Origin of the sequence: Arthrobacter sp. StoSoilA2 (assembly GCF_019977195.1) — a bacterium.
In the GTDB taxonomy this organism is placed as follows: Bacteria; Actinomycetota; Actinomycetes; order Actinomycetales; family Micrococcaceae; genus Arthrobacter.
This window is the reverse complement of the sequence record NZ_AP024643.1, coordinates 968,695-993,367: the sequence shown is the minus strand read 5'-3', so window position 1 is coordinate 993,367 and position 24,673 is coordinate 968,695. Positions and strand designations below refer to the sequence as shown.

General features: G+C 62.3%; 22 protein-coding genes and 1 tRNA gene. 14 read left to right on the top strand and 9 right to left on the bottom strand.

Annotated elements, in window-relative coordinates; translation table 11 throughout:
- Complete coding sequence (locus LDN82_RS04690; RefSeq protein WP_275965532.1) at positions 1-891, bottom strand: amidohydrolase family protein; 891 nt, start codon at positions 889-891, stop codon at positions 1-3.
- Entirely contained in the window at positions 891-1,829 is a 939-nt protein-coding gene (locus LDN82_RS04685; RefSeq protein WP_224166532.1) for an SDR family NAD(P)-dependent oxidoreductase, read from the bottom strand. Before LDN82_RS04685 ends, LDN82_RS04690 begins: the two co-directional genes overlap by 1 nt.
- 139 nt (positions 1,830-1,968) lie before the next feature.
- On the opposite strand from LDN82_RS04685, the gene LDN82_RS04680 reads away from it, so the two are divergent.
- From LDN82_RS04680 to LDN82_RS04670, 3 genes are all read left to right on the top strand, one after another.
- Positions 1,969-2,427 carry a MarR family winged helix-turn-helix transcriptional regulator gene (locus tag LDN82_RS04680; RefSeq protein WP_224093591.1) on the top strand — a complete coding sequence of 153 codons (459 nt, stop codon included), beginning with the start codon at positions 1,969-1,971 and terminating at the stop codon, positions 2,425-2,427.
- 233 nt (positions 2,428-2,660) lie between these two features.
- Positions 2,661-2,903 carry a hypothetical protein gene (locus tag LDN82_RS04675; RefSeq protein ID WP_224166531.1) on the top strand — a complete coding sequence of 81 codons (243 nt, stop codon included), beginning with the start codon at positions 2,661-2,663 and terminating at the stop codon, positions 2,901-2,903.
- 98 nt (positions 2,904-3,001) lie between these two features.
- A complete protein-coding gene (locus LDN82_RS04670) occupies positions 3,002-3,733 on the top strand; it encodes a DUF72 domain-containing protein (RefSeq protein ID WP_224166530.1) in 732 nt (243 codons plus the stop codon).
- A gap of 40 nt (positions 3,734-3,773) precedes the next feature.
- Here the strand turns inward: LDN82_RS04670 and LDN82_RS04665 are convergent, their stop codons facing one another.
- Positions 3,774-4,235: a GatB/YqeY domain-containing protein gene (locus LDN82_RS04665; RefSeq protein WP_224166529.1), complete on the bottom strand. Its 462-nt coding sequence runs from the start codon at positions 4,233-4,235 to the stop codon at positions 3,774-3,776.
- 187 nt (positions 4,236-4,422) lie between these two features.
- Between LDN82_RS04665 and LDN82_RS04660 the strand changes: the two genes are divergently transcribed.
- Entirely contained in the window at positions 4,423-4,716 is a 294-nt protein-coding gene (locus LDN82_RS04660) for a DUF3040 domain-containing protein (RefSeq protein ID WP_346347109.1), read from the top strand.
- Between the two features lie 2 nt (positions 4,717-4,718).
- Here the strand turns inward: LDN82_RS04660 and LDN82_RS04655 are convergent, their stop codons facing one another.
- Positions 4,719-6,035 carry an FAD-dependent oxidoreductase gene (locus LDN82_RS04655; protein WP_224166527.1) on the bottom strand — a complete coding sequence of 439 codons (1,317 nt, stop codon included), beginning with the start codon at positions 6,033-6,035 and terminating at the stop codon, positions 4,719-4,721.
- Positions 6,036-6,218: 183 nt separating this feature from the next.
- On the opposite strand from LDN82_RS04655, the gene LDN82_RS04650 reads away from it, so the two are divergent.
- Positions 6,219-7,022, top strand: a complete 804-nt coding sequence (locus LDN82_RS04650; protein WP_224093568.1) for a histidine phosphatase family protein — start codon at positions 6,219-6,221, stop codon at positions 7,020-7,022.
- Positions 7,000-7,923, top strand: a complete 924-nt coding sequence (locus LDN82_RS04645; protein ID WP_224166526.1) for an NAD(P)H-hydrate dehydratase — start codon at positions 7,000-7,002, stop codon at positions 7,921-7,923. Before LDN82_RS04650 ends, LDN82_RS04645 begins: the two co-directional genes overlap by 23 nt.
- A 19-nt stretch (positions 7,924-7,942) precedes the next feature.
- On the opposite strand, the gene LDN82_RS04640 is transcribed toward LDN82_RS04645, so the two are convergent.
- A complete protein-coding gene (locus LDN82_RS04640) occupies positions 7,943-9,619 on the bottom strand; it encodes a RecQ family ATP-dependent DNA helicase (protein WP_224166525.1) in 1,677 nt (558 codons plus the stop codon).
- A 168-nt stretch (positions 9,620-9,787) separates the two neighbouring features.
- Between LDN82_RS04640 and LDN82_RS04635 the strand changes: the two genes are divergently transcribed.
- Positions 9,788-11,056 (top strand): cation:proton antiporter, encoded by a 1,269-nt coding sequence (locus LDN82_RS04635; protein ID WP_224166524.1) that lies wholly within the window; start codon positions 9,788-9,790, stop codon positions 11,054-11,056.
- A gap of 354 nt (positions 11,057-11,410) precedes the next feature.
- Here the strand turns inward: LDN82_RS04635 and LDN82_RS04630 are convergent.
- Positions 11,411-11,487, bottom strand: a tRNA-Thr gene (locus tag LDN82_RS04630).
- A gap of 135 nt (positions 11,488-11,622) precedes the next feature.
- Positions 11,623-12,501, bottom strand: coding sequence for a thioredoxin domain-containing protein (locus LDN82_RS04625; protein WP_224166523.1), 879 nt, complete (start codon positions 12,499-12,501; stop codon positions 11,623-11,625).
- A 177-nt stretch (positions 12,502-12,678) separates the two neighbouring features.
- Between LDN82_RS04625 and LDN82_RS04620 the strand changes: the two genes are divergently transcribed.
- The 5 genes from LDN82_RS04620 to LDN82_RS04600 all read left to right on the top strand — a co-directional run bounded on the left by LDN82_RS04620 (position 12,679) and on the right by LDN82_RS04600 (position 19,481).
- Entirely contained in the window at positions 12,679-14,181 is a 1,503-nt protein-coding gene (locus LDN82_RS04620; RefSeq protein ID WP_275965182.1) for a trehalose-6-phosphate synthase, read from the top strand.
- On the top strand, positions 14,171-14,974 hold the full coding sequence (otsB, locus tag LDN82_RS04615) for a trehalose-phosphatase (RefSeq protein WP_224166522.1): 804 nt from the start codon (positions 14,171-14,173) through the stop codon (positions 14,972-14,974). The genes LDN82_RS04620 and otsB overlap by 11 nt, the downstream gene beginning before the upstream one ends.
- A 226-nt stretch (positions 14,975-15,200) precedes the next feature.
- Positions 15,201-16,283, top strand: coding sequence for a sn-glycerol-3-phosphate ABC transporter ATP-binding protein UgpC (gene ugpC / locus LDN82_RS04610; protein WP_223935952.1), 1,083 nt, complete (start codon positions 15,201-15,203; stop codon positions 16,281-16,283).
- 148 nt (positions 16,284-16,431) lie between these two features.
- Positions 16,432-18,069 carry a beta-N-acetylhexosaminidase gene (locus LDN82_RS04605; RefSeq protein ID WP_224166521.1) on the top strand — a complete coding sequence of 546 codons (1,638 nt, stop codon included), beginning with the start codon at positions 16,432-16,434 and terminating at the stop codon, positions 18,067-18,069.
- Positions 18,066-19,481: a DUF4032 domain-containing protein gene (locus LDN82_RS04600; RefSeq protein ID WP_224166520.1), complete on the top strand. Its 1,416-nt coding sequence runs from the start codon at positions 18,066-18,068 to the stop codon at positions 19,479-19,481. Before LDN82_RS04605 ends, LDN82_RS04600 begins: the two co-directional genes overlap by 4 nt.
- A gap of 1 nt (position 19,482) precedes the next feature.
- On the opposite strand, the gene LDN82_RS04595 is transcribed toward LDN82_RS04600, so the two are convergent.
- Together LDN82_RS04595 and LDN82_RS04590 are read right to left on the bottom strand one after the other, a co-directional pair.
- Positions 19,483-20,184 carry a GntR family transcriptional regulator gene (locus LDN82_RS04595; protein ID WP_224166519.1) on the bottom strand — a complete coding sequence of 234 codons (702 nt, stop codon included), beginning with the start codon at positions 20,182-20,184 and terminating at the stop codon, positions 19,483-19,485.
- Positions 20,185-20,218: 34 nt separating this feature from the next.
- Positions 20,219-21,685: a chlorohydrolase family protein gene (locus LDN82_RS04590; protein WP_224166518.1), complete on the bottom strand. Its 1,467-nt coding sequence runs from the start codon at positions 21,683-21,685 to the stop codon at positions 20,219-20,221.
- A gap of 148 nt (positions 21,686-21,833) precedes the next feature.
- Between LDN82_RS04590 and LDN82_RS04585 the strand changes: the two genes are divergently transcribed.
- Together LDN82_RS04585 and LDN82_RS04580 are read left to right on the top strand one after the other, a co-directional pair.
- Entirely contained in the window at positions 21,834-22,868 is a 1,035-nt protein-coding gene (locus LDN82_RS04585; RefSeq protein ID WP_224166517.1) for an ABC transporter permease, read from the top strand.
- A 43-nt stretch (positions 22,869-22,911) separates the two neighbouring features.
- Entirely contained in the window at positions 22,912-24,636 is a 1,725-nt protein-coding gene (locus LDN82_RS04580; RefSeq protein ID WP_224166516.1) for an ABC transporter substrate-binding protein, read from the top strand.
- Positions 24,637-24,673 lie beyond the last annotated feature (37 nt).

Below are 24,673 nucleotides of genomic sequence, written 5' to 3'. Positions count from 1 at the left end.
TCAACCATCCAAACCGAGCAGCCGGACAGCGTTCTCCTTGAGAATCTTCGGACGAACCTCGTCCTTCAGGGGAAGATCCTCAAACGCGCCGAGCCATTTCTGCGGAGTGATGAGTGGGAAGTCCGTGCCGAACAGCACCTTGTCCTGGAGCACCGAGTTTGAAAGGCGAACCAGGGACTCCGGGAAGTACTTGGGCGACCACCCGGACAGATCGATAAACACGTTGGACTTGTGCGTGGCGATGGAGTTGGCCTCGTCCTGCCAGGGCACCGATGGGTGGGCCATGATGATCTGCAGGCCCGGGAAATCCGCCGCCACAGCATCCAGCAGCAGCGGGTTGGAGAATGCCAGCTTGATGCCGTACCCGCCGGGAAGCCCCGCGCCCATGCCGTTCTGGCCCGTGTGGAAAATTGTCGGCAGCCCCAGTTCCTGCAGCGTTTCCCACAGTGGGTAGAACTGCTCGTTGGACGGATCAAAGCCCTGCAGCGAGGGGTGGAACTTGAAGCCGCGGGCTCCAAGCTCAATGGCTTGGTGCTTGGCCCCGGCGATTGCGTCCTCCCCCGTGCGCGGGTCAACGCTGCCGAACGGAATGAGCACATCATTGTGGCGCGCGGCGCCGGCGATCAGCTCCGGGATGCTGTTGGGTTCGTGCTTGAGCTGGGTCCGGGCGTCCACGGTAAAGACGACGGCGGCCATGTTCAGTTCGCGGTACATCGCGGCAATCTTGTCCAACGACGGCGTCCGGTCCTCGGCCTTGAAGTACTTCGCGGAGGCCTCAGTAAGCGCGTCCGGAAGCGATCCGTGGCCGCAACTGTCCACCTCAAGGTGGACGTGCATGTCGATCGCATCGAGCTTGGCGGCGTCGATGCCAGGTTCGTACCGGGTCATGATCAGCGGGCCTGTACTGGTTCGGGCTGCAGTTCGGCGGGCAACGGCAGGAATTCCTCGCCGTAGCCCTGCAACGCGTCCGCGCCAAAGAGGGAGCCGGCGTTTTCGCGCAGCGCCTCGTAGCTCCAGCCGCCGTCGCGGTATTCGGTGGTTGCCGCGGTCGGGTGCGTCCAGACCTGAAGCCGGTCACCGCCGGCGCCGATGGCCTGACCGGTGATGCCCGCAGCCTCATCAGAGGCCAGGAACGCAATCAGCCCGGCGACGTCGTCCGCGGTTCCGAATCCGAGGTCGTGACGGAAGAACGACGGCATGGCCTCGCCACGTTCATCCGCCTCCACGGCCTTCTGGAAGTACGGAACGGTCTTGGTCATGGCAGTGGCGGCCACTGGGATCACGGAGTTTACCGTGACGCCGGCCTTCTTCATTTCCAGTGCCCAGGTGCGGACCATGCCCACGATCCCGGCCTTGGCAGCGGCGTAGTTGGTCTGGCCGAAGGTGCCGCGCTGGCCTGTCGGGGAGCCGATGGTGATGATGCGGCCGGGAATGTTGTTTTCCTTGAAGTAAGCGAATGCTTCCCGGACGCACGTGAAAGTTCCGCGAAGGTGGACGTTGATCACCAGGTCAAAGTCTTCATCGGTCATTTTCAGCAGGCTCTTGTCGCGAAGGATGCCGGCATTGGTGACCAGGATGTCCAACCGGCTGAATGCCTCAACGGCACCGGCCACGAGCGCCTTGGCGGCGTCCGTAGTGCCCACCGGAACCACAACAGCGGTGGCCCGGCCGCCGTCGGCCTCAATCTGTGCGACGGCCTTCGCCGCCATCCCGGCATTGACGTCATTAACAACGACGGCGGCACCCTGGCGGGCGAGCTCCCTCGCGTAAGCAAGGCCAAGACCCTGCCCGCTCCCAGTAACAATTGCAACCTTGCCGTTCAAGCTCATGGCGTGCTCCTTCGCATGCAGTCACCGGCCGGAGCCGGTGGGGCCGATCCCACTGCGTCGTGAGATCCTTGTCATGATCAATGAGAATACGGATCATTGTAAAAGTCAATGATTGATTTTGTTTACTATTGGAGTTGTCATGGGCCTGCAAAGCACCGAAGTTGAGACCCCGCGCCTCGCGGCCGCCAAAATCGGCAACGACGTGGGCTTGTTGCTTGCCAAGCTGCACGCAACAGGCTCGGTCCTCAACAACAAGGCGCTGGCGGACTACGGGTTGCGCGAAAGGTCGTTCTCAGTGTTGACGCTGGCCTGCAGCGGCCTGGAACCCACCCAGCGCGAACTCGCCGACTTCCTCAGCCTCGACCCCAGCCAAGTAGTCAGCCTGGTGGACGACCTCGAGCACCGCGGCCTGGTGGAACGCGCTCAGGGCAAGCAGGACAGGCGTGCCAAGATCATCGTTTCCACGGCTGAAGGCCGGCGGATCCACACGAAGGCTCGCTCGGCCCTGGACGCGTGCGAGCAAGTACAGCTGTCTTCGCTGAGCAACGCTGAGGCGACGCAACTCAAGGCGCTGCTCAGGAAGGCCCTCTGGGGCTAGGATGGGGCCCACTCATCCCCCCGGTCACTCGCGGACGCTCTACCTGACCACTGGGGACGGCACATCGCGGCCAAACGGCTGAGACGACGGCGTAGCCCGCCACCAGGTAGTACCCCAGTGTCGGCATGGACATGTGCACAGTGGTTCAGGGTGAAGGTAGGCACCTGTCCATATCGCGCCGTTCGGGCATATGTCAGGATCAAAGTTCACATCCTGATACCCCGGAATGGACCATGAACCTCCCACTTTTCCACGACCCCCTTCAGGGCCGCGTCACCGCCGACGCCCCCGTGCGTGATCCAAGGATTGGACGCGATGGCGCGTTCCGTCGCGATCCCCGCACACGCATTTCTCCCGGCGCCACCCGGCCCTCCACGCACGCGGCCAAGTCGACACGGAACGCACGGCAGCGCGAGGTGGCCAAGGTTGCCGAAGATCTCCAGGCGTTGATTGCCAGGGCTGGGATCAAGTCCTGAGCAGAAGAGCATCCGAGCATTGATCGTGGCCTCCGGACGCCCCACCCGACGCGTGAAATGACGCATTTTTTGCGTTCGCCGGGACTACCATCCACAGCATGAGTATCCGCATCGGTACGTCCGGCTGGAGCTACGACCATTGGGAAAATGTGCTCTACCCGCCGGGTCTGCCCACGGCCAAGCGCCTGGCGCACTACGTGGCACGGTTCGACACTGTTGAGCTCAACGCGAGTTTTTATCGCTGGCCGCGGGACACCGCATTCAAAAGCTGGCATGATCGCCTGCCGGCTGGATTTGCGATGTCGGTCAAGGCACCCCGCGGCCTCACACATGGGAAAAAGCTGTACAGCCCTGAAGTGTGGGTGGAGCGCATTACCCGCTGTTGGCACGAACTCGGTGACAAAAGAGCTGTGCTGCTTGTCCAGCTTCCCCCTGATTTCGCCCGCGATGATGCCCGGCTCGATTACTTCCTGGCAGCCTTGCCGCATTGGATTCGTGTGGCGGTGGAGTTCCGGCACGATACCTGGGACCACCCTGACGTGTACGGCTTGCTTGAACGCCACGAGGCCGCCTACTGCATCATGAGCGGGGCCAATCTGCCGTGCATCCTCCGGGCCACGGCACCCTTCGTTTACGTCCGGCTTCACGGACCGGACCCCCATCACCTGTACGGGGGCTCGTATTCGGAGGAGGACCTTCGCTGGTGGGCGGATCGGATCCGTGAGTGGAACAGCACGGGCAAGGACGTGTACGCCTACTTCAACAACGACGGCGGTGGCAACGCCGTGCGCAATGCCGATACTTTGCGGTGGCTGCTTGGGAACGGCTGACTCGCCGGAGGGCGAGCCAGCCAGCGGATCCTAGTCGGCCCTAGCCCAGGCGGCCCCGCACGATCTCACTGACGGTCTTGCCGTCGAAGCGTCCTGCAACCTTGGCCGTAACCGGCTTCATGACGGCGCCGATGGAACGCATTGACAGTTCCTGCCCGTCGGCTTTCAAAGCTGCGATGGTTTCGTCGACGATGCCCTCTACTTCTTCCCGGCTGAGGGCCTTGGGGAGGTACGCCTCGATGATCTCAGCCTCCGCAACTTCGGCGGCTGCCCTGTCTGCTTCCCCGGCTTCGGTATAGATGCGTGCGGTATCGCGGCGCTTGGCAGCTTCCTTTTGAAGCAGTGACGTAACCTGCGCATCGTCCAACTCGATGGGCGTTTTGCCCGATTTCTCGCGGGTGGTGATCTCGCCCAGGACATTCCGCACGGTGGTGAGCGCTGTCTTGTTGCCCGCCTTCATGTGGCCTACGACGTCTTCTTTGAGGCGATCTTTCAGTGACATTGTGCTCCTTGATCGGGGTACCTACTTGCCATCGTAGCCAGTCCCCCAAGTGGACGCGGCCCGGAATGAAGGTCCGGAAAATTTTCCTTGCGGAGCATTTAGTAAGCATGCTTAGCTTATTGTGCCGCTGGAATTCCTTGAAGGAACCGGTTGGCTCACCGATCGCACCGAGGAGCCTTAGCTCTACATGGGAGGGACAACCATGCACCTAAACGAACGGGAGCGCAGGGTGCTGCAGCAACTCGAACGGGAACTTTTTATCCAGGATCCGGACTTGGCCCGTCAACTGGAATCAGGAATCCCGGCGCGTCGCCCCTATGAACCGCGGGCCCGCCACGTTCTTGCTGTCGCCGTTGGAGTGCTGCTGATGCTGTTGGCCATACCAATCAACCCGTCCCCGTTGGGATCCTGTGGCTTCCTTCTGGTGGCGTGGGGATTAGTGGCACATTTCGTTCAGAGGGCGCGTTCCACCTCCGGGTGAGCCTATTCCTTTTCCAGACCCGTATCGGTCGATGGGGCCGGACGTACTTCGGGAAGTGTCCGCATAGGGAGCTCCTTCTCGGTTGGCCCACTGACCACCACCTGCGCGGGGCTGTGCAGGAGGTATCCATTGAGCCAGGAAAATAGTGCACGGACTTTCTGCTGGACCCCGGACAAGAGGGCCAGATGGACCAGAAGCCAGGACAAGAAAGCGAAAAGGCCCTGCAACTGGATTCGCTTGCGGCCCAGTTCTGCTACTGCGGCACCGCGGCCCACCATGGCCATATAACCCTTATCAACGTAGCGGAAGGGAGTACGGCTTCCGCCAGTCAGGTCTGCAAGGATATTGGCTGCCGCCCACTTTCCCGATTGTTGGGCTACCGAGCCAAGCTGTGGCAACTTTGCGCCAGTGGAATCGGTGATGTTCGCTGCATCACCGATGACGTAGACACCATCCACATCCGGGGCGGTCAGGTCCGGACGAACATCGACGCGCCCACCTTTGCCCTGTGTCAGTCCCGAAGTGCTGATGAGGTCTCCTGCTTTCAGACCGCCTGCCCAAACGACGATCTGCGCGGGGACGAAGCTCCCGTCAGCCAGCGCCACACCATCTGTTCGCACTTCGGTAACGCCCACTCCCATATGCAGCTGGACGCCCACCTTCCCAAGACGTTCGGTGGCGTACCGCTGCGACCTCGTGGAGAACATGTTCAACACGCTGGGCACCATGTCCACCAGGTGCACGCGGCAGCGGGCGGCGAGCTCGGGAGAGAAGTACTTGCGGACCATGTATTTCACGTTTTCTGCCATGGCCCCGGCGGTCTCCACGCCGGTGGGTCCTCCTCCCACTACCACCACGTCTACCATGCCTTCTGAGCTTCTGTCGGCCTCATCCAGCAGCCGCGTAATGGCGGTGCCCAGCCTGGTGGCGTCGGTGACGGAGTACAACGGAAAAGCATGTTCCCCGGCACCTGGTGTGTTGAAGAAGTTGGGAACGGCACCTACCGCAATGACCAGGATGTCCGCCCGCAAAGTCACGCCATCGGCGGTAGTGACTGACCGTTGCGCGGCATCAATGGAGGCAACACCCGCCGTCAGGATTTTGACGGTCTTATAGCGGCGGAAAACGGAGCGCAGCGGCCGCGTGATGGCTGAAACCCCGATCTGGGAAGTAGCCAGTTGATAAAGGAGCGGCTGGAACTGGTGGTAGTTGTTCGAGTCAATCAACAGGACGCGTACGCCCTTGCGTCCGAGTTTTTTGGCTGCCGCGACGCCTGCAAATCCGGCACCCACCACGATGACTTGGTATGAGTCCTCCATGCGAGCAACTTACTTCACCATGGGTTCGGGCAACAGTACCGGACGGTCCCCTAATGTCTTTCAGGCTCGACGGCGGGTGGACGGCCAACGCAGGGACGGTAGCTCGCCGTCGTGCGTTTATTCTCTGGTCCCGTGGGTACGCAGTGAGTAGTGTTCTGCATTCGGCAAGCGCGCGCGAAGGAGTTGGTTTTTTTGAACGACGACGAGCGGACAAAGGCAAGGCAACTGACAGAGGCTGTGCAGGAAGCCGGGGCTGTTGAGTTGCTGCTGGTCCGGCATGGAGAAAGTGAAGGCAACGTAGCCGCGACGGAAGCCCGCCTGGCGCGGGCTGAGGTCATTGACGTCCCCGCCAGGGACCCGGACGTCAACCTATCGGATACCGGCCAGGATCAGGCCAAGGCATTGGGAACTGCGCTGTCCCGGATTGCGGAGGAGTTCCGCCCGGACACGGTGGTCTCCTCCCCCTATGCACGCGCCCTTCAGACAGCGGAAATTGCTGTTCAAACAGCTGGCTGGCCCCTGAAAGTCCACACGGATGAACGCCTCCGCGACCGGGAATTGGGCATTTTGGACAGACTCACCCGCTTAGGCGTGGAAACGCGTTACCCCGATGAGGCCGAGCGGCGCCTCTGGCTGGGCAAGCTGTTCTACAGGCCACCCGGAGGTGAATCCTGGGCTGACGTCGCGCTTCGCCTGCGATCCGTCCTGGACGAGCTCAACAATCTGGGAAGAGGACACCGTGTAATGCTCGTTTGCCATGATGCAGTGATCCTGCTGGTCCGATACGTCCTGGAGGGGATGTCCGAGCGCGAGATCCTGGATCTCGCCGCCAGCACAACGGTGCTGAACGCATCAATTACCCGGTACGTGCGCCCCTCTGGCGCTGGACCATGGATGCTCGAGAGCTTCAACGTGGCCGATCATCTCACCGAACAGGGCGTCACGGTCACCGAGCATGCCGGAGATGCCAGTGTCCACCCACAGTGATTTCCACGGCACTCCCGGCCCCACGCAAGTGACGCCATCGCTTCTGCGTGAGTGGCCGCTGCCCGCTCCTGGCGAAGATAAATATTCACGCGGCGCTGTTCTGATCATCGGCGGTGCACGAACCACTCCGGGCGCCACCGTCCTGGCCGGCATCGCCGCCCTCCGCGCGGGGGCCGGAAAGATTACGTTGGCTGTGGCCGAATCGGTGGCCGTGCAGGTGGGAGTCGCGTTCCCGGAGTGCGGGGCGGTGGGCCTGCCGGAAACTGCCGATGGGTCCGTTACCGGTGAGGGGCTGGACGTCATCTCAAGGAACTTGGAACGGGCAGACGCAGTGTTGGTCGGGCCCGGCCTGGATGATTCGGACTTGGCAGGGGAATTGCTCGCCAGGTTGTTGGAGCGGGAGGAACTCAAAGGCGAAGGGCCGGCCGTTGTCCTGGACGCCTTCGCCCTCGGCGGACTGGTGAAGCTAAAGGGGATGTTGGAACCCTGGCGGGGCCGGTTGATCCTCACTCCCAACCCGACTGAGGCTGGAGTCCTGCTGGGACAGGACGTAAACCACCTCGAAACCGACGTTGCCGCCGTCGCCGAACAGTACGGTGCAGTGGTTAGCTGCCAGGGCGTGATCGCACGCCCACATGGAGAAGACCCCGGGGACCCTGAACTGTGGAAGATCACCACCGGGTACGGAGGTTTGGGTACCTCAGGCAGTGGAGACGTACTGGCCGGTGCCATCACCGGTCTCCGGGCGCGTGGGACCACCGGCGCGCAGGCTGCCTGCTGGGGAACCCACCTGCACGCCGCCGCAGCCGACCGTTTGGCCAGCAAACTGGGCCCACTCGGGTTCCTTGCGCGCGAACTTGCCGACGAGTTGCCCGCCCTGATGCTGGAGCTGAACACCTGAAACACTGAGCCTCGTAGCGCTATGCAGGCTTCAGCAGTTCGTGTTCCACGACTGCCCTGCGGGAGAGAGTCTTGTACCCTTCCTGCTCGAACAAGACGGTGATGACGTCGTCCTCATGCCTCATCACCAGACCCGGCCCCCATTCCTTGTGAATCACAGCGGACTGCAGCGGGAATGGGTCGCTTTCGCCAGCCCGCTGTTCATTTGGGCTTTGACGCTTTGAGTTGCCATCGACAGCCCCGGAAGCAGCGGCGCACACATCACAATTGCCGCACGGCTCCGAAAGTTCCTCACCGAAATAGCCCAACAGAAACTGCCGTCGGCAGCTGTCCGTCTCCGCATAGGCGCGCATCATCGTCAGCCGGGACTGGTCAACCCGCTGCCGGGCCTCGGCCAGTTCGACGGCGCGTGCCACCAGGGCCGGGAGTTTGGCTTTGGATGCCAGGCGAATGCCGCGCTTGCCTGTGGTGACAGCGCCGGCTTCCTCCAACTGGTTGACGAGCCCGGTGAGGCGCCGCGCAGGGAATCCGGTCAGCTCCGCGAGCGCGCTCTTGGGGGCAGGAGCGCCTGCGGCTTTCAGGATCTTCAGGACTGCCAGGAGCGAATCCGGGTCCGGTGAATGCGTGCCGAAGAATTTCCGCAGGCCAAGATCCTCTTCGCGGTAATGCAGTGTGGCAGCGGCTGGTTCACCGTCTCGTCCGGAACGGCCGATTTCCTGATAGTAGGCGTCCAGGGATTCCGGAATGTCGGCATGCACGACGAACCGCACATTGGGTTTGTTGATGCCCATGCCGAAAGCCGTGGTGGCAACCACAACGTCCAGCTGATCGTCCAGGAACTGCTCATGGATGCGCTCCCTGTCAGCATCGGATCGACCGGCGTGGTATGCCTCCGCGCGGAGTCCTTCCTTAGCCAATTTGGTGGCGTACTTTTCCGTGTCCTTACGGGTAGCGGCGTACAGAAGGCCCCGTTCGCCTCCGCTGGCCAGCGTGGAAACCTGCTCCAGGACTGCTTGTCGCTTGCCTTTGTCCTCCTGATGGCGGACCACGTCCAGACTGATGTTGGGCCGGTCAAAGCCACGGACCAGAACCAGCGGATCCTTCATGCCCAGGCGTTCGAGAATTTCATCGCGTACTGGAGGTGAGGCAGTCGCGGTAAGGGCTGCAACCGGAGGGTTTCCCAATCGTTCGCGGACATTTCCCAGATCGAGGTAGTCGGGGCGGAAGTCATGGCCCCAAGAGGAGACGCAGTGGGCCTCGTCCACCACGAACAGGGTGATGTCCAGCTTGGCTATCCGGTCCACAGTCTCCTGTTTGGCCAACTGTTCGGGAGCCAGAAACACGAAAGTGGCTTTGCCGGACTCCGCCGCTTCCCAGGCGTCTTCCACTTCCGAGTCGCTGCGGGAGGAGTTGATGGCGACGGCAACGCCATCACCCAGCTGCCCGTTCAGTCCGTCCAGCTGGTCCTCTTGCAAAGCAATCAAGGGAGAAACCACGACGGCGGGGCGCCCGGTTTGGTTGAAAAGGTACCTGGCTGCCACTTGGTAGGTGGCTGATTTGCCGTACCCAGTGGGCATGACGGCCAGGACGTCGCGGCCGCCGGCGAGCGTAATCATGGCGGCGAGTTGGCCGGGGCGGAGCTTGGGGAGGGAAAAGGAAGACGCCGCAAGGGCGCCCAGGTCTGGATCATCGGACATTGGAAAACGGCTCCGCACAGTGGGTGTTGCGGCCGCTTGCTTCAGCCGAGGTAACCAGACTAACGCGGGCCGGGACCCGGCGTCGTGCGCTTCTTCCTGCTTGTGGATAACTCTGGCCGCCTACCGGGACACCGGCATCATGGCGTCATCGAAGGTGTGGCGGTAGCTTTGGAATACTTTTCCGTCGAAGCGGCCGGGGTAGAAGCGGCCGAGGTACCGGAGGTACCGCTGATGCAGGGCTTGTCTACATCCTTGGTTCTGATCGCACTCTTGGCTGTGGCGGCGCCCCTGGCGGTCCGCTTGCTTGACCGGGTGGTCAAAGTGCCGCTCGTGGTATTCGAGATCGTCCTGGGAATCCTGCTGGGTCCCAGCATGTTGGGATGGATCGAATCCACGCAGTTCACAGACACCCTGGCTGATTTCGGGCTGGCGATGCTCTTCTTCGTGGCCGGCAACGAGATCGATTTTTCCGATATCCGGGGCCGTCCCGCCATCCGCGCCTCTGCCGGTTGGCTGATCTCGTTGGCCGCGGGCGTTGGGGCGGGCTTTCTGTTGGCCCCCACGCCGGAGGCCGCGGTCATCATCGGGGTGGCGCTGTGCTCCACGGCGTTGGGGGCGTTGCTGCCCATTCTTCGTGATGCCGGTGAATCAAGATCCCCGATGGGTATCGCCGTCACGGCATTGGGTGCAGCTGGTGAGTTTGGTCCCCTGATTGCAATCTCGCTGTTTTTCAGCGGCAGGCAGCTGGGACCGGCTACGGCGGTGCTTCTCGGATTCGTTCTCCTGGCCGGCATTGCGATTTTCCTGGCTTCCAAGGCGAGGCACACGCTCTTCCACTCGCAGGTCACCCGGACTCTCCACACCAGCGGCCAGTTCGCTGTCCGCTCCATCATGTTCATCCTCACCGTGCTCGTGGTGCTGAGCATGGTCCTGGGACTGGACATGTTGCTGGGGGCATTCGCCGCAGGCGTCCTCTGGAAAGTGGCCATTGCGCGCGCACCCGAACGGGACCGGAAGGTGATCGAGACCAAACTCGATGCTGTTGCCTTCGGGTTCCTGGTGCCCATCTTCTTCATCGATACCGGCATAGATTTCGATCTCGGCGCGCTCACGTCCAGCCCGTCAGCCCTGGCAATGGTCCCGCTGTTCGTGCTCCTCCTGCTGATCATCCGGGGCCTGCCGTCGATGCTTGCTGCCCCGCCAAGGTCCACTTTTGCCGAGAAACGGGCCATCATGCTTTTCGGGGCAACCGGCCTGCCGATCATCGTTGCCGTCACGGCCATTGGCAGGGATCAGGGCTTCATTTCAAGCGGAATCTCGTCGGCACTGGTTGGAGCCGGCATGCTCTCCGTGCTCCTGTTTCCGCTGCTGGCACTTCGGCAGGGTCAGCGTGAACGCCAACGCAGGATCCCGGTGCCGCAGGAGGAAGTCCCTTAGACCGTGCAAGGCACGAATGAGTGTGCCGTAGATGGGCCCAGTACCGCTTCAGTTCGCCAGTTCGGCGCGTCGAAACCGCAGCTCGCGCAACGAGCCGTTCAACGGCGAGCCCGTGAATGGCAGGGATTCCAGGTCTATGCGTGCTGACAGGCCGCCCGCTGGACTTGAGATAGTCGGGAGTGTATGAAAAAACAACGCCGCCCCGATCCGTCCTGTCCGCAGGTGTCGGAAGAATGACTACAATCTCGGCGCACAAAACCCTCCCGCATGGCAGGGAGAAGGGATCCGGAAGTCTCCGGGAAAGCAAAACCGCGGCGCTACCGGACTTGGTCCCGGTAGCGCCGCGGATTTTTGTGGAGCCCCCTGTCGGATTCGAACCGACGACCCCCGCTTTACAAGAGCGGTGCTCTGGCCAACTGAGCTAAGGAGGCATGCGCCGAAAACGACGCTAGATAAGGTTAGCCCAGACCCTCCCCCTCACGGAAATCACGAAGGCGGCCAGCCACCCCAGGTTGAGCGCAAGGCACAAACCGAGGCGACCAGCCGCCGTCGTAAATTCCTAAGACCTAGCCCTTGGCGTCAACCGCGGTCTGGATTTCAGCGTTCAGGTCGGTGGATCCATCCCACTTCTTGCCGTCGATGAACACGGTGGGGGTGCCCGTGATGCCGATGGCCGCCGCTTCTTGCGTAGCCACCTTTACGTAGGGCCGGTATTGCTTGCTGTCCACGCAGGAGTCGATGTTCGCTGCACCTACCTCCTTGGCCATGGCCTTGAGGTCGTTGTCCGAGATACCGGCGCTGCCTTCGGAAGGCTGGCGTTCGAAGAGGAGGTTGAAGAAGTCGGCGTACTTCTCAGGCGAAGAGTTCACCACGCACGCTGCGGCATTTGCGGCGCGTGAGGAGTAGTTGGTGGTGGATTGCTGGTCCAGGAAGCCAAGGGGACGGTACTCGAGGGAAATCTTGCCTTCGTTGCGTAGTTTGGTGAGCGACTCCCCGTAGGTTGTCTCAAACCGCTTGCAAACCGGGCAGATGAAGTCGATGTAGGCGATCACCTTGACGGGCTTGCCGGCCTCGGGCTCACCACCGGGAACAGTGATCGTGGCGGGCTTGGTTGCCGGAGCCGAAGGGACGTCTGCCACGTTCACGGACGAGGCATCGGACTTTACGACGTCGGAGTTGGCCAGCAATGTTACGCCGCCGTGCACATTGCCATTCGCGGGAGTGGGACCCTGATCGGCGATCGGCGCGCTTTGCTGGATGCTGGTGGTCACTACCAACGCGATGACGGCAAGGATCGCGACAACGGCGACCACAATGCCCCAGCCGATCAGGAGTTTGTTGCGCTTTTCCTTTTTCAGCTGCGCTTCGCGGATTTCGCGCGCTTTCTCCCGTGCCTGGGCGGTGCGTTCAGCCTTGGAGAGGCGGGGTTCGTTTGCGGGGCTCATCAGTTCCTCGGATTACTCGACGTCGGTAGTGCATAGCTAGGGCAACGGGGTCAGTTTACGGGAGCAAACTTGAAGATTCGGCGCGCACGCAATGACCCGGTCGTTGAACGATCAACCGCCCTCTATGATTCCGCCGGTAGGCTGGGAGGTGAGTCACAGCAACCCCAGGGAGCAGTAATGCAGGATTTGGCAAGCGAAAAACTCAAGACGGAAGACGGCGTTAGGGCCTCTCCCACCAGGAAGCCAACGGCGAGCAAGTTCGACTTCATGGTGGTGTCCAACCGCCTGCCCGTCGATCGCTGCAGCAGCGATGGCAACGGCGATGGTGGCGGGGGCTGGCGACGCTCACCCGGCGGCCTGGTTACCGCGCTTGCACCGATGATGACAAAGTCCGACGGCGCGTGGGTGGGCTGGCATGGCGCCCCGGATGAAACCGTGCGCCCTTTCAGCCACGAAGCGATGGATCTTGTCCCGGTCCAGTTGAGCAGCCACGATGTCGAGCTGTACTACGAGGGCTTCTCCAATGCGACCATCTGGCCGCTGTACCACGATGTCATCGCCCCGCCGGAATTCCACCGCACGTGGTGGGATTCGTACCGCCAGGTAAATAAGAAGTTCGCCGACGCCGTCATCCGCCATGCCGCCGACGGCGCAACGGTGTGGGTCCAGGACTACCAGCTCCAGTTGGTTCCCCGCATGCTCCGCGAGGCACGGCCGGACCTGAAAATCGGCTTCTTCAACCACATTCCCTTCCCGCCTCCGGAGATCTTCGCCCAGCTGCCGTGGCGCCGCGAGATCATTGATGGCCTGCTGGGTGCGGACCTGCTGGGCTTCCAGCGTCCCAGCGATGCCGGCAACTTCATGCGCTCTGCCCGCCGCTTCCTGGGCGCCAGCGTCAAGCAGCAGCAAGTGCATGTCAAGGGCCCGGACGGCGAGGTCACCCACATTGCCCGGGCGCAGGCCTTCCCTATTTCCATCGATGTGGACCAGATCCGCGAGTTGGCCGGGAGGCCGGACATCATCGAGAGGGCCAAGCAGATCCGCAAGGACCTGGGCAACCCGAAGACCATCCTTCTTGGCGTGGACCGCCTGGACTACACCAAGGGCATCGGCCACCGCCTGAAGGCCTTCGAGGAACTCCTGCGTGAGGGCAGCATCAAGGTGGAGGACGCCACCCTGATACAGGTAGCGAGCCCCAGCCGGGAACGCGTGGAGCAGTACCGGCTTCTGCGCGAAGAAATCGAGGGCACCGTCGGCCATATCAATGGCACCTACGACACCATCCAGAACACAGCAGTCCGCTACCTGCACCACAGCTACCCCGTTGAGGAAATGGTGGCGCTGTACCTCGCCGCGGACGTCATGCTGGTGACGGCGCTGCGCGACGGCATGAACCTGGTGGCCAAGGAATACGTGACGGCCCGTTCCGAGGACGACGGCGCGCTGGTCCTGAGTGAGTTCGCCGGCGCTGCCGACCAATTGAAGCAGGCGCTGCTGATCAACCCGCACGACATCGATGGCCTTAAATCGGCCATTCTCCGGGCCGTTAACCTCTCCCCCAAGGAAGCCCGCCGCCGCATGAAGCTGATGCGGAAGCAGATCCTGGACCACGACGTCGATCATTGGTCGGCGGAGTTCCTGGCCGCCCTCGAGGAGAAGGTGGTGCGCGATGACAGCTGAGCAGACGCCCCTGTCTTTGTCCCCGGAACTATTGGACGCCATCCGGCGTATCGCTGGCACGGACCAACTCCTGGTGGCCTTGGATTTCGACGGCACCCTCTCCCCAATCGTGGACCATGCTGGTGACGCCCGGCCCCTTCCGCGATCGGCTGCGGCTTTGGAAGCCCTGGCTGAACTGCCGCGCACGACGACGGCACTCATCTCCGGGCGCGCCCTGGACAGTTTGCGCCTGGTCGCCTCGCCTCCTGTGAACACGTTGCTGATTGGCAGCCACGGCGCGGAGGTATGGCTGGGCGAAGGGTCCGTGGGCCTGGAGTTGGATGATGAACAACGTGCACGGCTCGCTTCGGTACGCGACGTCCTGGCCGGCATCGTCGATATCGCGCCAGGGACGTTGCTCGAGGACAAACCCGCCGGAGTCGTCCTTCACACACGGCTTGCCGACGACGACGTTGCGGAAGATGCAGTCGAGGCCGCCATGCGGGTTCTGCGCGAACATCCTGGCGTGTACGTAAAGACGGGCAAACGCGTGCTGGAGACCTCCGTTGTCAAGGCTTCCAAGGGCGAGGCAGTGGAGTTCCTCCGTCAAGCGACCGGCGCCACGGCCATTCTGTTCGCCGGCGACGATGTGACCGATGAGGATGCCTTGGGCCGGCTGATGGGCGACGACGTCGGCATCAAGGTGGGCTTGGATTTCACCCAGGCCGAGTACCGGGTGGAAGCCCCGGTGCAGGTTGCGGAACTGCTGGAAGCACTCCTGCGGGAGCGCCGCCGAGTCACTGCGCAAGCATGAGCCCGTCACTGGAAAGCATGAGCGGGACCAACGTCACATGTGACGTTCGTAACATTTGCGCAGTAAATCCAAAAGTCTGACATACTCTTGAACGTGATGTGACGCACAGTACCGTGCGACGTCACACGATCCTCCCCGGCCAATGGCCGGGGAGTTCAACTGAAGAAAATGAACCATTCACAACGGATCGTCCGGCACGTACCTGCCGGTGAAGGGATTGATAACTGTGGCTACAGTTACTTTTGATAACGCTACGCGTCTGTACCCGGGCACAGACAAGCCCGCCGTCGACAAACTCAACATCGACATCGCAGATGGCGAATTCCTGGTCCTCGTTGGACCCTCCGGTTGCGGTAAGTCCACCTCCCTGCGCATGCTCGCAGGTCTCGAGGATGTGAACGCCGGCCGCATTCTGATCGGTGACCGCGACGTCACGGATGTTCCGCCGAAGGACCGCGACATCGCAATGGTCTTCCAGAACTACGCTCTCTACCCGCACATGACTGTTGCGGACAACATGGGCTTCGCGCTGAAGATTGCAGGCGTCTCCAAGGAAGAGCGCGCCGAGCGTGTTCGCGAAGCCGCCAAGCTTCTTGACCTCGAGCAGTACCTGGACCGCAAGCCGAAGGCACTCTCCGGTGGTCAGCGCCAGCGTGTTGCCATGGGCCGTGCAATCGTCCGTAATCCCCAGGTCTTCCTCATGGACGAGCCCCTTTCCAACCTTGACGCCAAGCTCCGTGTCCAGACCCGTACGCAGATCGCGTCCCTGACCCGCCGCCTCGGCGTCACCACGGTTTACGTGACGCACGACCAAGTCGAGGCAATGACCATGGGTGACCGCGTCGCAGTCCTCAAGGACGGCCTGCTCCAGCAGGTTGACACCCCGCGCAACCTTTACGACCGCCCGCAGAACGTCTTCGTTGCAGGCTTCATCGGCTCCCCCGCCATGAACCTGCTGGAACTGCCGGTCGTCGACGGCGGCGTCCAGTTCGGTGGCACGGTTTACCCGGTCAAGCGCGACGTCCTCGAAGAGGCACACGGACAGACGGTTACTGTTGGTTCACGTCCGGAAGACCTCGAGACGGTCGGCAACGGCGAAGGCCTTCAGGTTGAGGTTGACGTCGTCGAAGAACTCGGCGCCGATGCCTATGTCTACGGCCACACCATCCTGGATGGCAAGAGCCACGACATCGTTGCCCGCGTTGACGGCCGCCGCCCCCCGATGAAGGGCGAGTCCATCTTCGTTCGTCCGCAGTCCGGCCACGTGCACCTGTTCGACACCAAGACAGGCCTGCGCCTGGGCGACTAATCCCCACCGGCACCCTAACCTCGCTCCGCTTCGGCCAGGGAACCCTGCCGGCGTGGGCCCAGCCACCAGAAGTATCCGCACTGTGACAGCGGCCCGACCCCTTCCGGTCGGGCCGCTCTCGCGTTAACCTTTCCGCAGAAAGAACGGCATGAACACCACGGACAACCTGATCCCCCGGCCCGTACACGTCGCGCCATCGGACGGTCAGGGCTTCACGCTTGCCCCTACGGCCCGGATCGCGGCAAGCGAGGCAGCCGTCCCGGTCGCGGAGCAGCTGGCGGTGCTGCTTCGCCGCGGCACAGGTTTCGCTCTTCCCGTCGTCGGGACAGCCGACGCCGGAGACATCGCCCTGGAGTTCGTGGAAACGCTCGACGGCGGTCCGGAAGCTTATCAGCTGACTGTCACCGATGCCGGTGCACGCCTCGCGGCAACAACCCCCGCTGGCCTCTTCAACGCAGTCCAAACGCTCCGCCAGTTGTTCCCGCCTGCTATTGAACACTCCCTCACCGGTGCGGACGATACGAACAACACGGATTCGAACAGCACGGATTCGTACGACGCGACCGGCGGCACCTGGGTGATTCCCGCCGTCGTGATTAAGGACGCGCCCAGGTTCGCCTATCGCGGACTCATGCTCGACGTCGCCCGGAACTTTTTCACCGTTGAAGAGGTGAAGGAGCAGATAGATGTCATGACCCAGTTCAAGCTCAATGCCCTGCATCTGCACCTTACGGATGACCAGGCATGGCGTATTGAGATCCGAACGCCGGAGGAAAATCCATCGGGCCTGGATTATGGCAAGCTCACGGAAATCGGCGGAGCAGGCGCGGTGGAGTTCCCCACAGCCGCACCAGTCCGCGGCCGGGAGGGGTTCTATACCCAGCAGGACCTCCGGGAGATCCAGGAATACGCCGCTGCCAGGAACGTGCTGGTGGTCCCGGAAATCGATCTGCCAGGCCACGTCAATGCGGCCCTTGCAGCCATACCGCAGCTCAACCCGGACGGCCATGCGGCAAGCATGAGTACCTCGGCAGCAGTGGGCTGGTCGACGCTGGATGCAGCCCTTCCTGTGACGTATGAGTTCGTCAGGGAAGTCCTTGAACAAATGGCGGCCATGACGATCGGCCCCTACCTGCACATCGGGGGTGACGAAGCGTTGGTAACGGATCACGAGCATTACGTCAGCATGACGCAGGAGTTCGCCCGCATCGCCGCCGAGACCGGCAAGAAAGTGGTGGGTTGGAACGAGTACGCCGCCGTGGACCTCCGTGAGGGCGACGTCGTGCAGTATTGGTTCGGCGACCTCCCCCCTTTGGTTCAGAAGGCAGAGTCCACGGGGTCCTTGATGATCATGTCCCCTGCGGCAAACACGTACCTGGACCAGAAGTATGAAGCAACGAGTCCCGTCGGCCTTGAGTGGGTGGACGGTGGGCCTTTCACGTGGGCCGAGTACTACGACTGGAATCCCGCCCAAGGGGGCGTGCAAGATGACAGGATCCTGGGCGTCGAAGGCCCGTTGTGGACGGAGACGGTCCGGAACAACCAACAGGCCTACTGGCTCATGTACCCCAGGGCAGTTTCCCTGGCGGAAGTGGCGTGGTCGGCCCAGGACGCGCGGGACCTTGGTGACTTCCGACGTCGGCTTGGCGCCTTGGGTGAGCGCCTCACAAGGCAGGGCGTCACCTTCCAGGCAGCACCGGACGTCCAGTGGTCCGCGATGCCCGAATCTCCCTTTCCCCCAGCAATGAACGCCAACACCGGCGAGTACGGAACAATTGAGGCATGAGCGAGCAAAACGGAGCCCAGTGGCACGACGAACCGACCGACTACGGGCAGATCGGCAAGCTCCCCCGGACTGAGGCGGCCAGCGCGCAGGACACAGCACCACCGGCCAGCGTTATCGGTTCCCTTAACATCACTGCCGCCGCGGCGGATCCGGAGTTGTTGGACCTGCCGTGGCACATTGCCCTTGAGGACTGGCCGGCCGAGAACCTCGCCGCCCTCCCCCGCGGTATTTCCCGGCACATCGTGCGTTTCGCGCACTTGGGTGGATCGGTCATTGCCATCAAGGAAACCTCGGAGCACGTGGCCCGCCATGAGTACCACATGCTCCGCAAGCTGGCCCGGCTGGACGTTCCTTGCGTGGAGCCGGTTGCTGTCATCACTGGCCGGACCACCGCGGACGGCAAGCCGCTGAACCCGGTGCTGGTCACGCGGCATCTGAAGTTCTCCATGCCGTACCGGGCGCTTTTCTCGCAGATGCTCCGGAAGGACACGTTAACGCGTCTCATCGACGCCCAGGCGTTGCTGCTTGTCCGCCTGCACCTCATTGGCTTCTATTGGGGAGATGTCTCGCTTTCCAACACGCTGTTCCGTCGTGACGCGGGCGCGTTCGCTGCGTACCTTGTGGATGCCGAAACCGGCGAGCTTTACCCGGACCTGTCCATGGGCCAGCGCGAGTACGATCTCGAGATTGCCCGCGTCAACATCGCCGGCGAACTGATGGACCTCCTGGATGGCGGGCTCATCGAGGAAAAGGTCGATCCCGTGGCTACCAGTGAACTCATCATGGACAGTTACCGCAGGCTATGGGCTGAGTTGACGGAGAAGGAATCCTTCGAACTCGGCGAGCGCTGGCGCGTGGGCGCCCGCATCCGCCGGCTCAATGAGCTCGGCTTCGACGTCGAGGAATATGCGATCAAGACCACGGCGGACGGTTCAACCATCCAGCTGCAGCCAAAAGTCGTCGACGCCGGCCATCACCAAAGGCGCTTGCTGCGGCTTACCGGGTTGGATGCCCAGGAGAACCAGGCCCGGCGGCTGCTGAACGATATGGACCAGTTCAGGGCAGACAACAACCCTGAACTGGATGAGGAAATCAGCGCCCACGCATGGGTCAGCCAGATCTTCGAGCCGATCGTGCGGTCCATCCCCAGGCACCTTGCCGGCAAGCTGGAACCGGCTGAAGTGGTGCACGAGGTCCTGGAGCACCGCTGGTACATGAGCCAGAAGCAGGACCGCTACATCCCGCTGGCTGAGACTGTGCAGTCCTATCTGGACACTGTGCTGCAGCACCGCAGGGATGAGGCCGCCATCATGTTGAACCCGGACACCGAGATGCTCAAGATCCTTGAGGTTGAGGTGGAGGAGTCAGGCCGGTACGACGAAGTGGACGAATACCCGGACGCGGACGACTAATTTAGGGTTCCAGGGTTTCCGCGAGGCCAGCCAGTACAGGTTCCCTGCCGAGTTCAATGTGCGTGTACGCCAGCGAGTACGCCAGGTCCGGCCGGCCTTTCAGGATGGCGTTGCAGAGCTCTTTGTGTTCGTCCCGTTGGAGCTCATTGCTGCGGTTGTGGGCCAGTCCGAAGATCCAGCGCATGCGGCCAAAGAGCGGCTGCACGGACTCGATGAGCAGCCTGTTGCCGGAGAGACGGACGATCTCGGCGTGGAGCTCGGCACTGATCAACGCGACGTCGTCTGCGCGATCCTCGTCGATGGCGGCGTTGGAGGATTCCATCAGTTCCTCGAGCCGGCCGCTTGAATGGCCTTCGGCAACGCGGGTGGCAGCCATCCTCGCGGCGAACGTTTCCAAGCAAAGGCGAACGTCGAAGAGCTCGTTGACGTCCGTGAGCGTGAGTTGCCGGACCACGGCGCCGCGGCGCGGGAAGGTGGCCACGAAGCCATCCTTCTCCAGGCGTTGAATGGCTTCGCGGACGGGGATCCGGGAGACGCCGTACATCTCGGAGAGTTCCCGTTCACGCAAGCGCCCACCCTGTGCGAAGGTGCCCGTGACGATTCCCTCCAACACAAGTTGGTAGACGTGCTCCGCACGGGCTTCGTCATCGCGGCCATTTCCGGTTTCCGGCATCGCCTCAGCCACTGTCAAACTTCCCTTCATGCCAGCGTCCGCTCCATTCGCCGGCCGGCGCCGGTCAGCGTTCCAACCGAGCATACACGGGTGGAAACAGCTCGTCGGAGGGGCGGTTCAGGGCATCCCTGAGTGTGTAGGCGTTGCGCATCCTGATGAAGAGTTCCTGCGCCTTCGACCGCCAGTAATCCAGGTCCACTCCCTCCATGAGACCATCGGCCATGATGGTCCGGCCGGCCACCACTGAAAGCACTGCCTGGCGGGCTGTTCCGTTGAGCGTGAGTGTCCTTAGCGGGTCTTCGTGAACCCCGTCCCGGATGTCTCCCAGGGAGAAGGCCACCATGTCTGCCTGGGCCCCGGGCTCCAACCGGCCCAGATCGGTTCGTCGCAGTGCCCGGGCTCCTCCGAGGGTGGCGGCGTCGAAGTATCCGGCGAGGTCGCCGGCGTCGTTGTTGCCTGCCAGGATCTTGCCCAGCTGCACGCCCGCGTCGATGCCCCGGACCAGGTCCGGCGGGAAGGAGTCGGTACCCAGGGAGATATTGATGCCTGCTGCCTTGTATGCGTTGAAGGAATCCAAGGTGCTGCCATAGCGCATGGATGTCAGCGGGCAGTGGATAATGCTGGCGCCGCTGTCTGCCAGCCGGGCGAGGTCGCCGCGGTCCTCTCCGAACACGGCTGGGTTGCGGTCAGTGTAGGTGGCATGCGGGATCAGCAAACGTTCGTTGAGCATGCCCACTTGGTCCAGGAGCTCCAGGGGCGTGACTCCATGCCGGTCCAGGATGAGCTTCCTTTCCACGAGTCCCTGGAGGGAGTGCAGGCGAACCAGGACGTCCCGCTCTTCCGAAGCGGCCGCCGTGGCTTTGAGCAGTTCGATGTCCAGGGTCTCGATGCGGCACGGGAGCAGGACGCCGCTGATTAGCGGGTCGTTCAGCTCCGTCGCATGGTCAATGAAGCGCAAGGCGTCCGCGAGCCCCTCACGGCCGCGGTCGACGTCGAACATGACCGAGCGTTGGCCGTTCTCCAACACGACATTCACGCCCGAGCGGTATGCGGGCCCAAGGTAGCCACGCAAGCCCAGCCGTCGGCTGCTCTCCGCCATACCCACGAGTTCCTCGAAAGACTCCGCCCACTCGGAATGGACCTCCGACGCAATGGGCATGTAGGTGGTGATGCCGTGCAGGACCAGTTGGATGAGGGCGTACTCACGGATCTGTTGGCGTTCCTCGGCGGTAAAGACGTCGGCCCGGGCGTTGCGGAAGTAGTCCTCGGACCATTGGTGTCCCTTTGCCTGCTCCGGCCCTGCCCAGCTGTCGAGGATGAGGTGGTCGATGTCGGTCAGGGCATCGAGGTCGATCAGGCCTGGCATCAGCAGTGCGTCACCGAGGTTGAGTTCCTCGTCTACGGGACCTGTGTAGTTGTGCCCGACGTATTCAATGGTGTCGCCGCTGTAGACGACGCAGGCATCCTCGAGCAGCACGTGTTGCCCGTTGTTGTGCCCCAGGACGTAGCGGGCAGTTGCCTTGATGGGCACGTGCACTCCTTTGCTCGAACAAAATAGCTATCTGGTATTCCAAACAGTACATTATTTGTGATTTACATCGCATCACTCCTGATCTAATCTAGTTTGGTATACAAGAATCGCGGAGTCAGCTCCCTGGATCATGAAACGAGCACAACCGTTGACCCAGCTACAGTCCATCGAACCGAATACCGGCAGTCCGCCGCCCACTCCGGCAACCTCGCCAGAGGGCAAAGCAGCCACCGCCGAGGCGCGCTCGCTGCTCGCCACGGCGTGGATGAGGATCCGGCGGAGCAAGATCGCACTCCTGAGCCTGTGCGTCGTGGTGGCCATCATGCTGTTCGCCATCCTTGCCCCCGTACTCAGCGCGATGTCCGGCAATGACCCCTTCACGTCCAACACCAGCCCCGAAGTATTGGACGACTTCCAGACGCCTGGCCTGCCGCTCCCCGGCTACATGTATCCATCGGCCGAGCACTGGTTGGGCGTCGAACCCGGCCTGGGCCGCGACCTGTTCGCCCGGCTTGCCTACGGTGGCCAGGTTTCCCTCACAATCGCACTGCTGTCCACTGCCGTTTCCGTAGTTCTGGGAACAGTGCTCGGTGCAGCCGCTGGCTACTTCGGTGGCAAGACCGATGCCATCATCAGCCGCATCATGGATCTGTTCCTTGCCTTTCCGCACCTTCTACTAGTGCTCTCACTGACGCCCATCCTGCAGTCGCGCCTCCGGGACACGCCGCTGGGTGAAGGCAGCTTCCTGCCCATGGCCTCGCTGGTGATCATCCTCGGATTCTTCGGCTGGGCTTATCTGGCCCGAATCGTCCGAGGCCAGGTGCTGAGCCTCCGCGAGCGCGAATTCGTCGAAGCGGCCCGTTCCTTCGGGGCCTCCCACCTGAGTGTCTTGTTCCGCCAGATCATCCCCAACGTCATGGGAGTCGTCCTGGTGTACGCCACCATGTTGATCCCCACCAACATTTCTGCTGAAGCAGCCCTCTCCTTCCTGGGCGTCGGCGTCAAGGACCCCACACCGTCGTGGGGCCAGATGCTGAACGCCGCGCAATCCGGCAACTGGTACCTCAGCGTTCCATGGTTCCTGGCCGTGCCTGGCGTCATGCTCATCGTCACCGTCCTGGCGTTCAACCTCCTGGGCGACGCCGTCCGGGACGCGCTGGACCCCAAGGCTTCCCGCCACTAACTTCCAACATCTCCCTCCACCCAACCCCTTCAAGAGGAGCATCATGAAAACCCCCACGAGAGCAGTGGCGCTTTCCGTGCTGATTGCCATGGCCGCAACAGGCTGCGCCGCTGGCCAGAACCAGCCCGGCAACACCAAGTCCGCAGAATCGGTCACGGAGTTGGCACCAGTGGTGGTGAAGTCCGGCTTCAACACCAAGGGCGGCAACCTCAACGTCCTGATGTCCTCGGACTTCCAGACCCTGGATCCCGGCAACAGCAACTACGTCCAGACCGCCAATGTGGGCCAGCTGTACTACCGGACCCTCACCATGGCCAAGGAAACCGCGGGCCAACCACCAACAGTGGTCCCCGACCTCGCGACGGACACCGGCAAAGTCTCCGACGATGGCCTCAGCTGGACGTTCACGCTCAAGGAAGGCGTGAAGTTTGAGGACGGCACACCCATCACCTCCGCCGATATCAAGTACGGCGTGGAACGCACCTTCGCACAGGATGTCTTCACCCAGGCGCCGCAGGAGTTGAATTCAGCGCTCGACGCCGGCGGGTACAAGGGGCCGTACAAGGATCCTTCCGCTGTGCTCAAGGCGGTGGAAACGCCGGATGACCGCACCATCATCTTCCACTTGAAGAAGCCTTTCGCGGAGTTCCCGGCCCTGGCATCCCGTTCCAATACAGCCCCGGTCCCGAAGGCCAAGGACACCAAGCTGGACTACACCAACCACCCGGTGTCTTCGGGGCCGTACATGGTGGAGTCGTACAACCGTGGCAAGTCATTGAAGTTGGTCCGCAACCCGCACTGGGATCCCGCTACGGACTCCAACCGCACTGCCCTTCCGGACACGTTCAGCTTCTCCCTCTCTACCTCGCAAGCCACCATCAGCCAGCAGCTGTTGGCTGACTCGGATCCAAATGCCATCACCCTCGATTCCAACGGCGCTCTCCAGACCTCGGATTCCGCCAAGCTGGCCGATGCCAAGGTAAAGGATCGCGTCGCATCCGGCCTTCTGGGCTGCAACGATGTCCTCAGCCTGAACACGGAAAAGATCAAGGACCCGGACGTCCGCAAGGCAATCGCCCTGGCCTTGGACCGCCAATCCATCCTGGTGCAGTACGGTGGACGACGCTTTGGCGAGATCACCCAGAGCCCGCTGAACTCCAAGATGCGTGGTTACGTCGAGACTGAGCTGGAGCTGGATCCTGCCGGCAAGCCCAAGCTGGAGGAAGCCAAGAAGCTCCTTGAAGGCAAGGACTACCCCAAGTCCCTCACATACGGCTACGCCAACAATCGCGATGCCTTCAAGAACACCGGCACCGTAGTCCAGCAAAACCTGAAGGCCCTGGGCATCGATGTTGAGCTGGTGGCCATCCCCGCGCCGAACTACTACTCGGTCCTCGCCAGCGAACAGCTTCCTGACATGGGCCGCTCGGGTTGGTGCGGCGGTGCCGATCCGGCTTCCGTCCGTACCTCAGCGGACCCATTGCTGGGACCGAACAACGAAGGAACCAGCTACGGCTTCTCCAACACCTCCCGCTACTTCGATCCCGTAGTTTCCAAGACGATGTTTGACCTGCGCAACACGGACGGTACTTCTGAAGAGCTGGGCAAGAAGTGGTCCGAGGCGTTCGGTACGGCCCTGAAGACGTATCCCATCGTCCCGCTCATCCGTAGCCACACCAACAGCGTGGTGGGATCCAACGTCCGTAACGCCCAGGTGGGCTACTTCTTCGGCGGCATCGACCTCTCGATCGTCGGCGTCGAGCACTAACCGGGCTTCGACAACACATCGGCATAGTCCAGAAGGA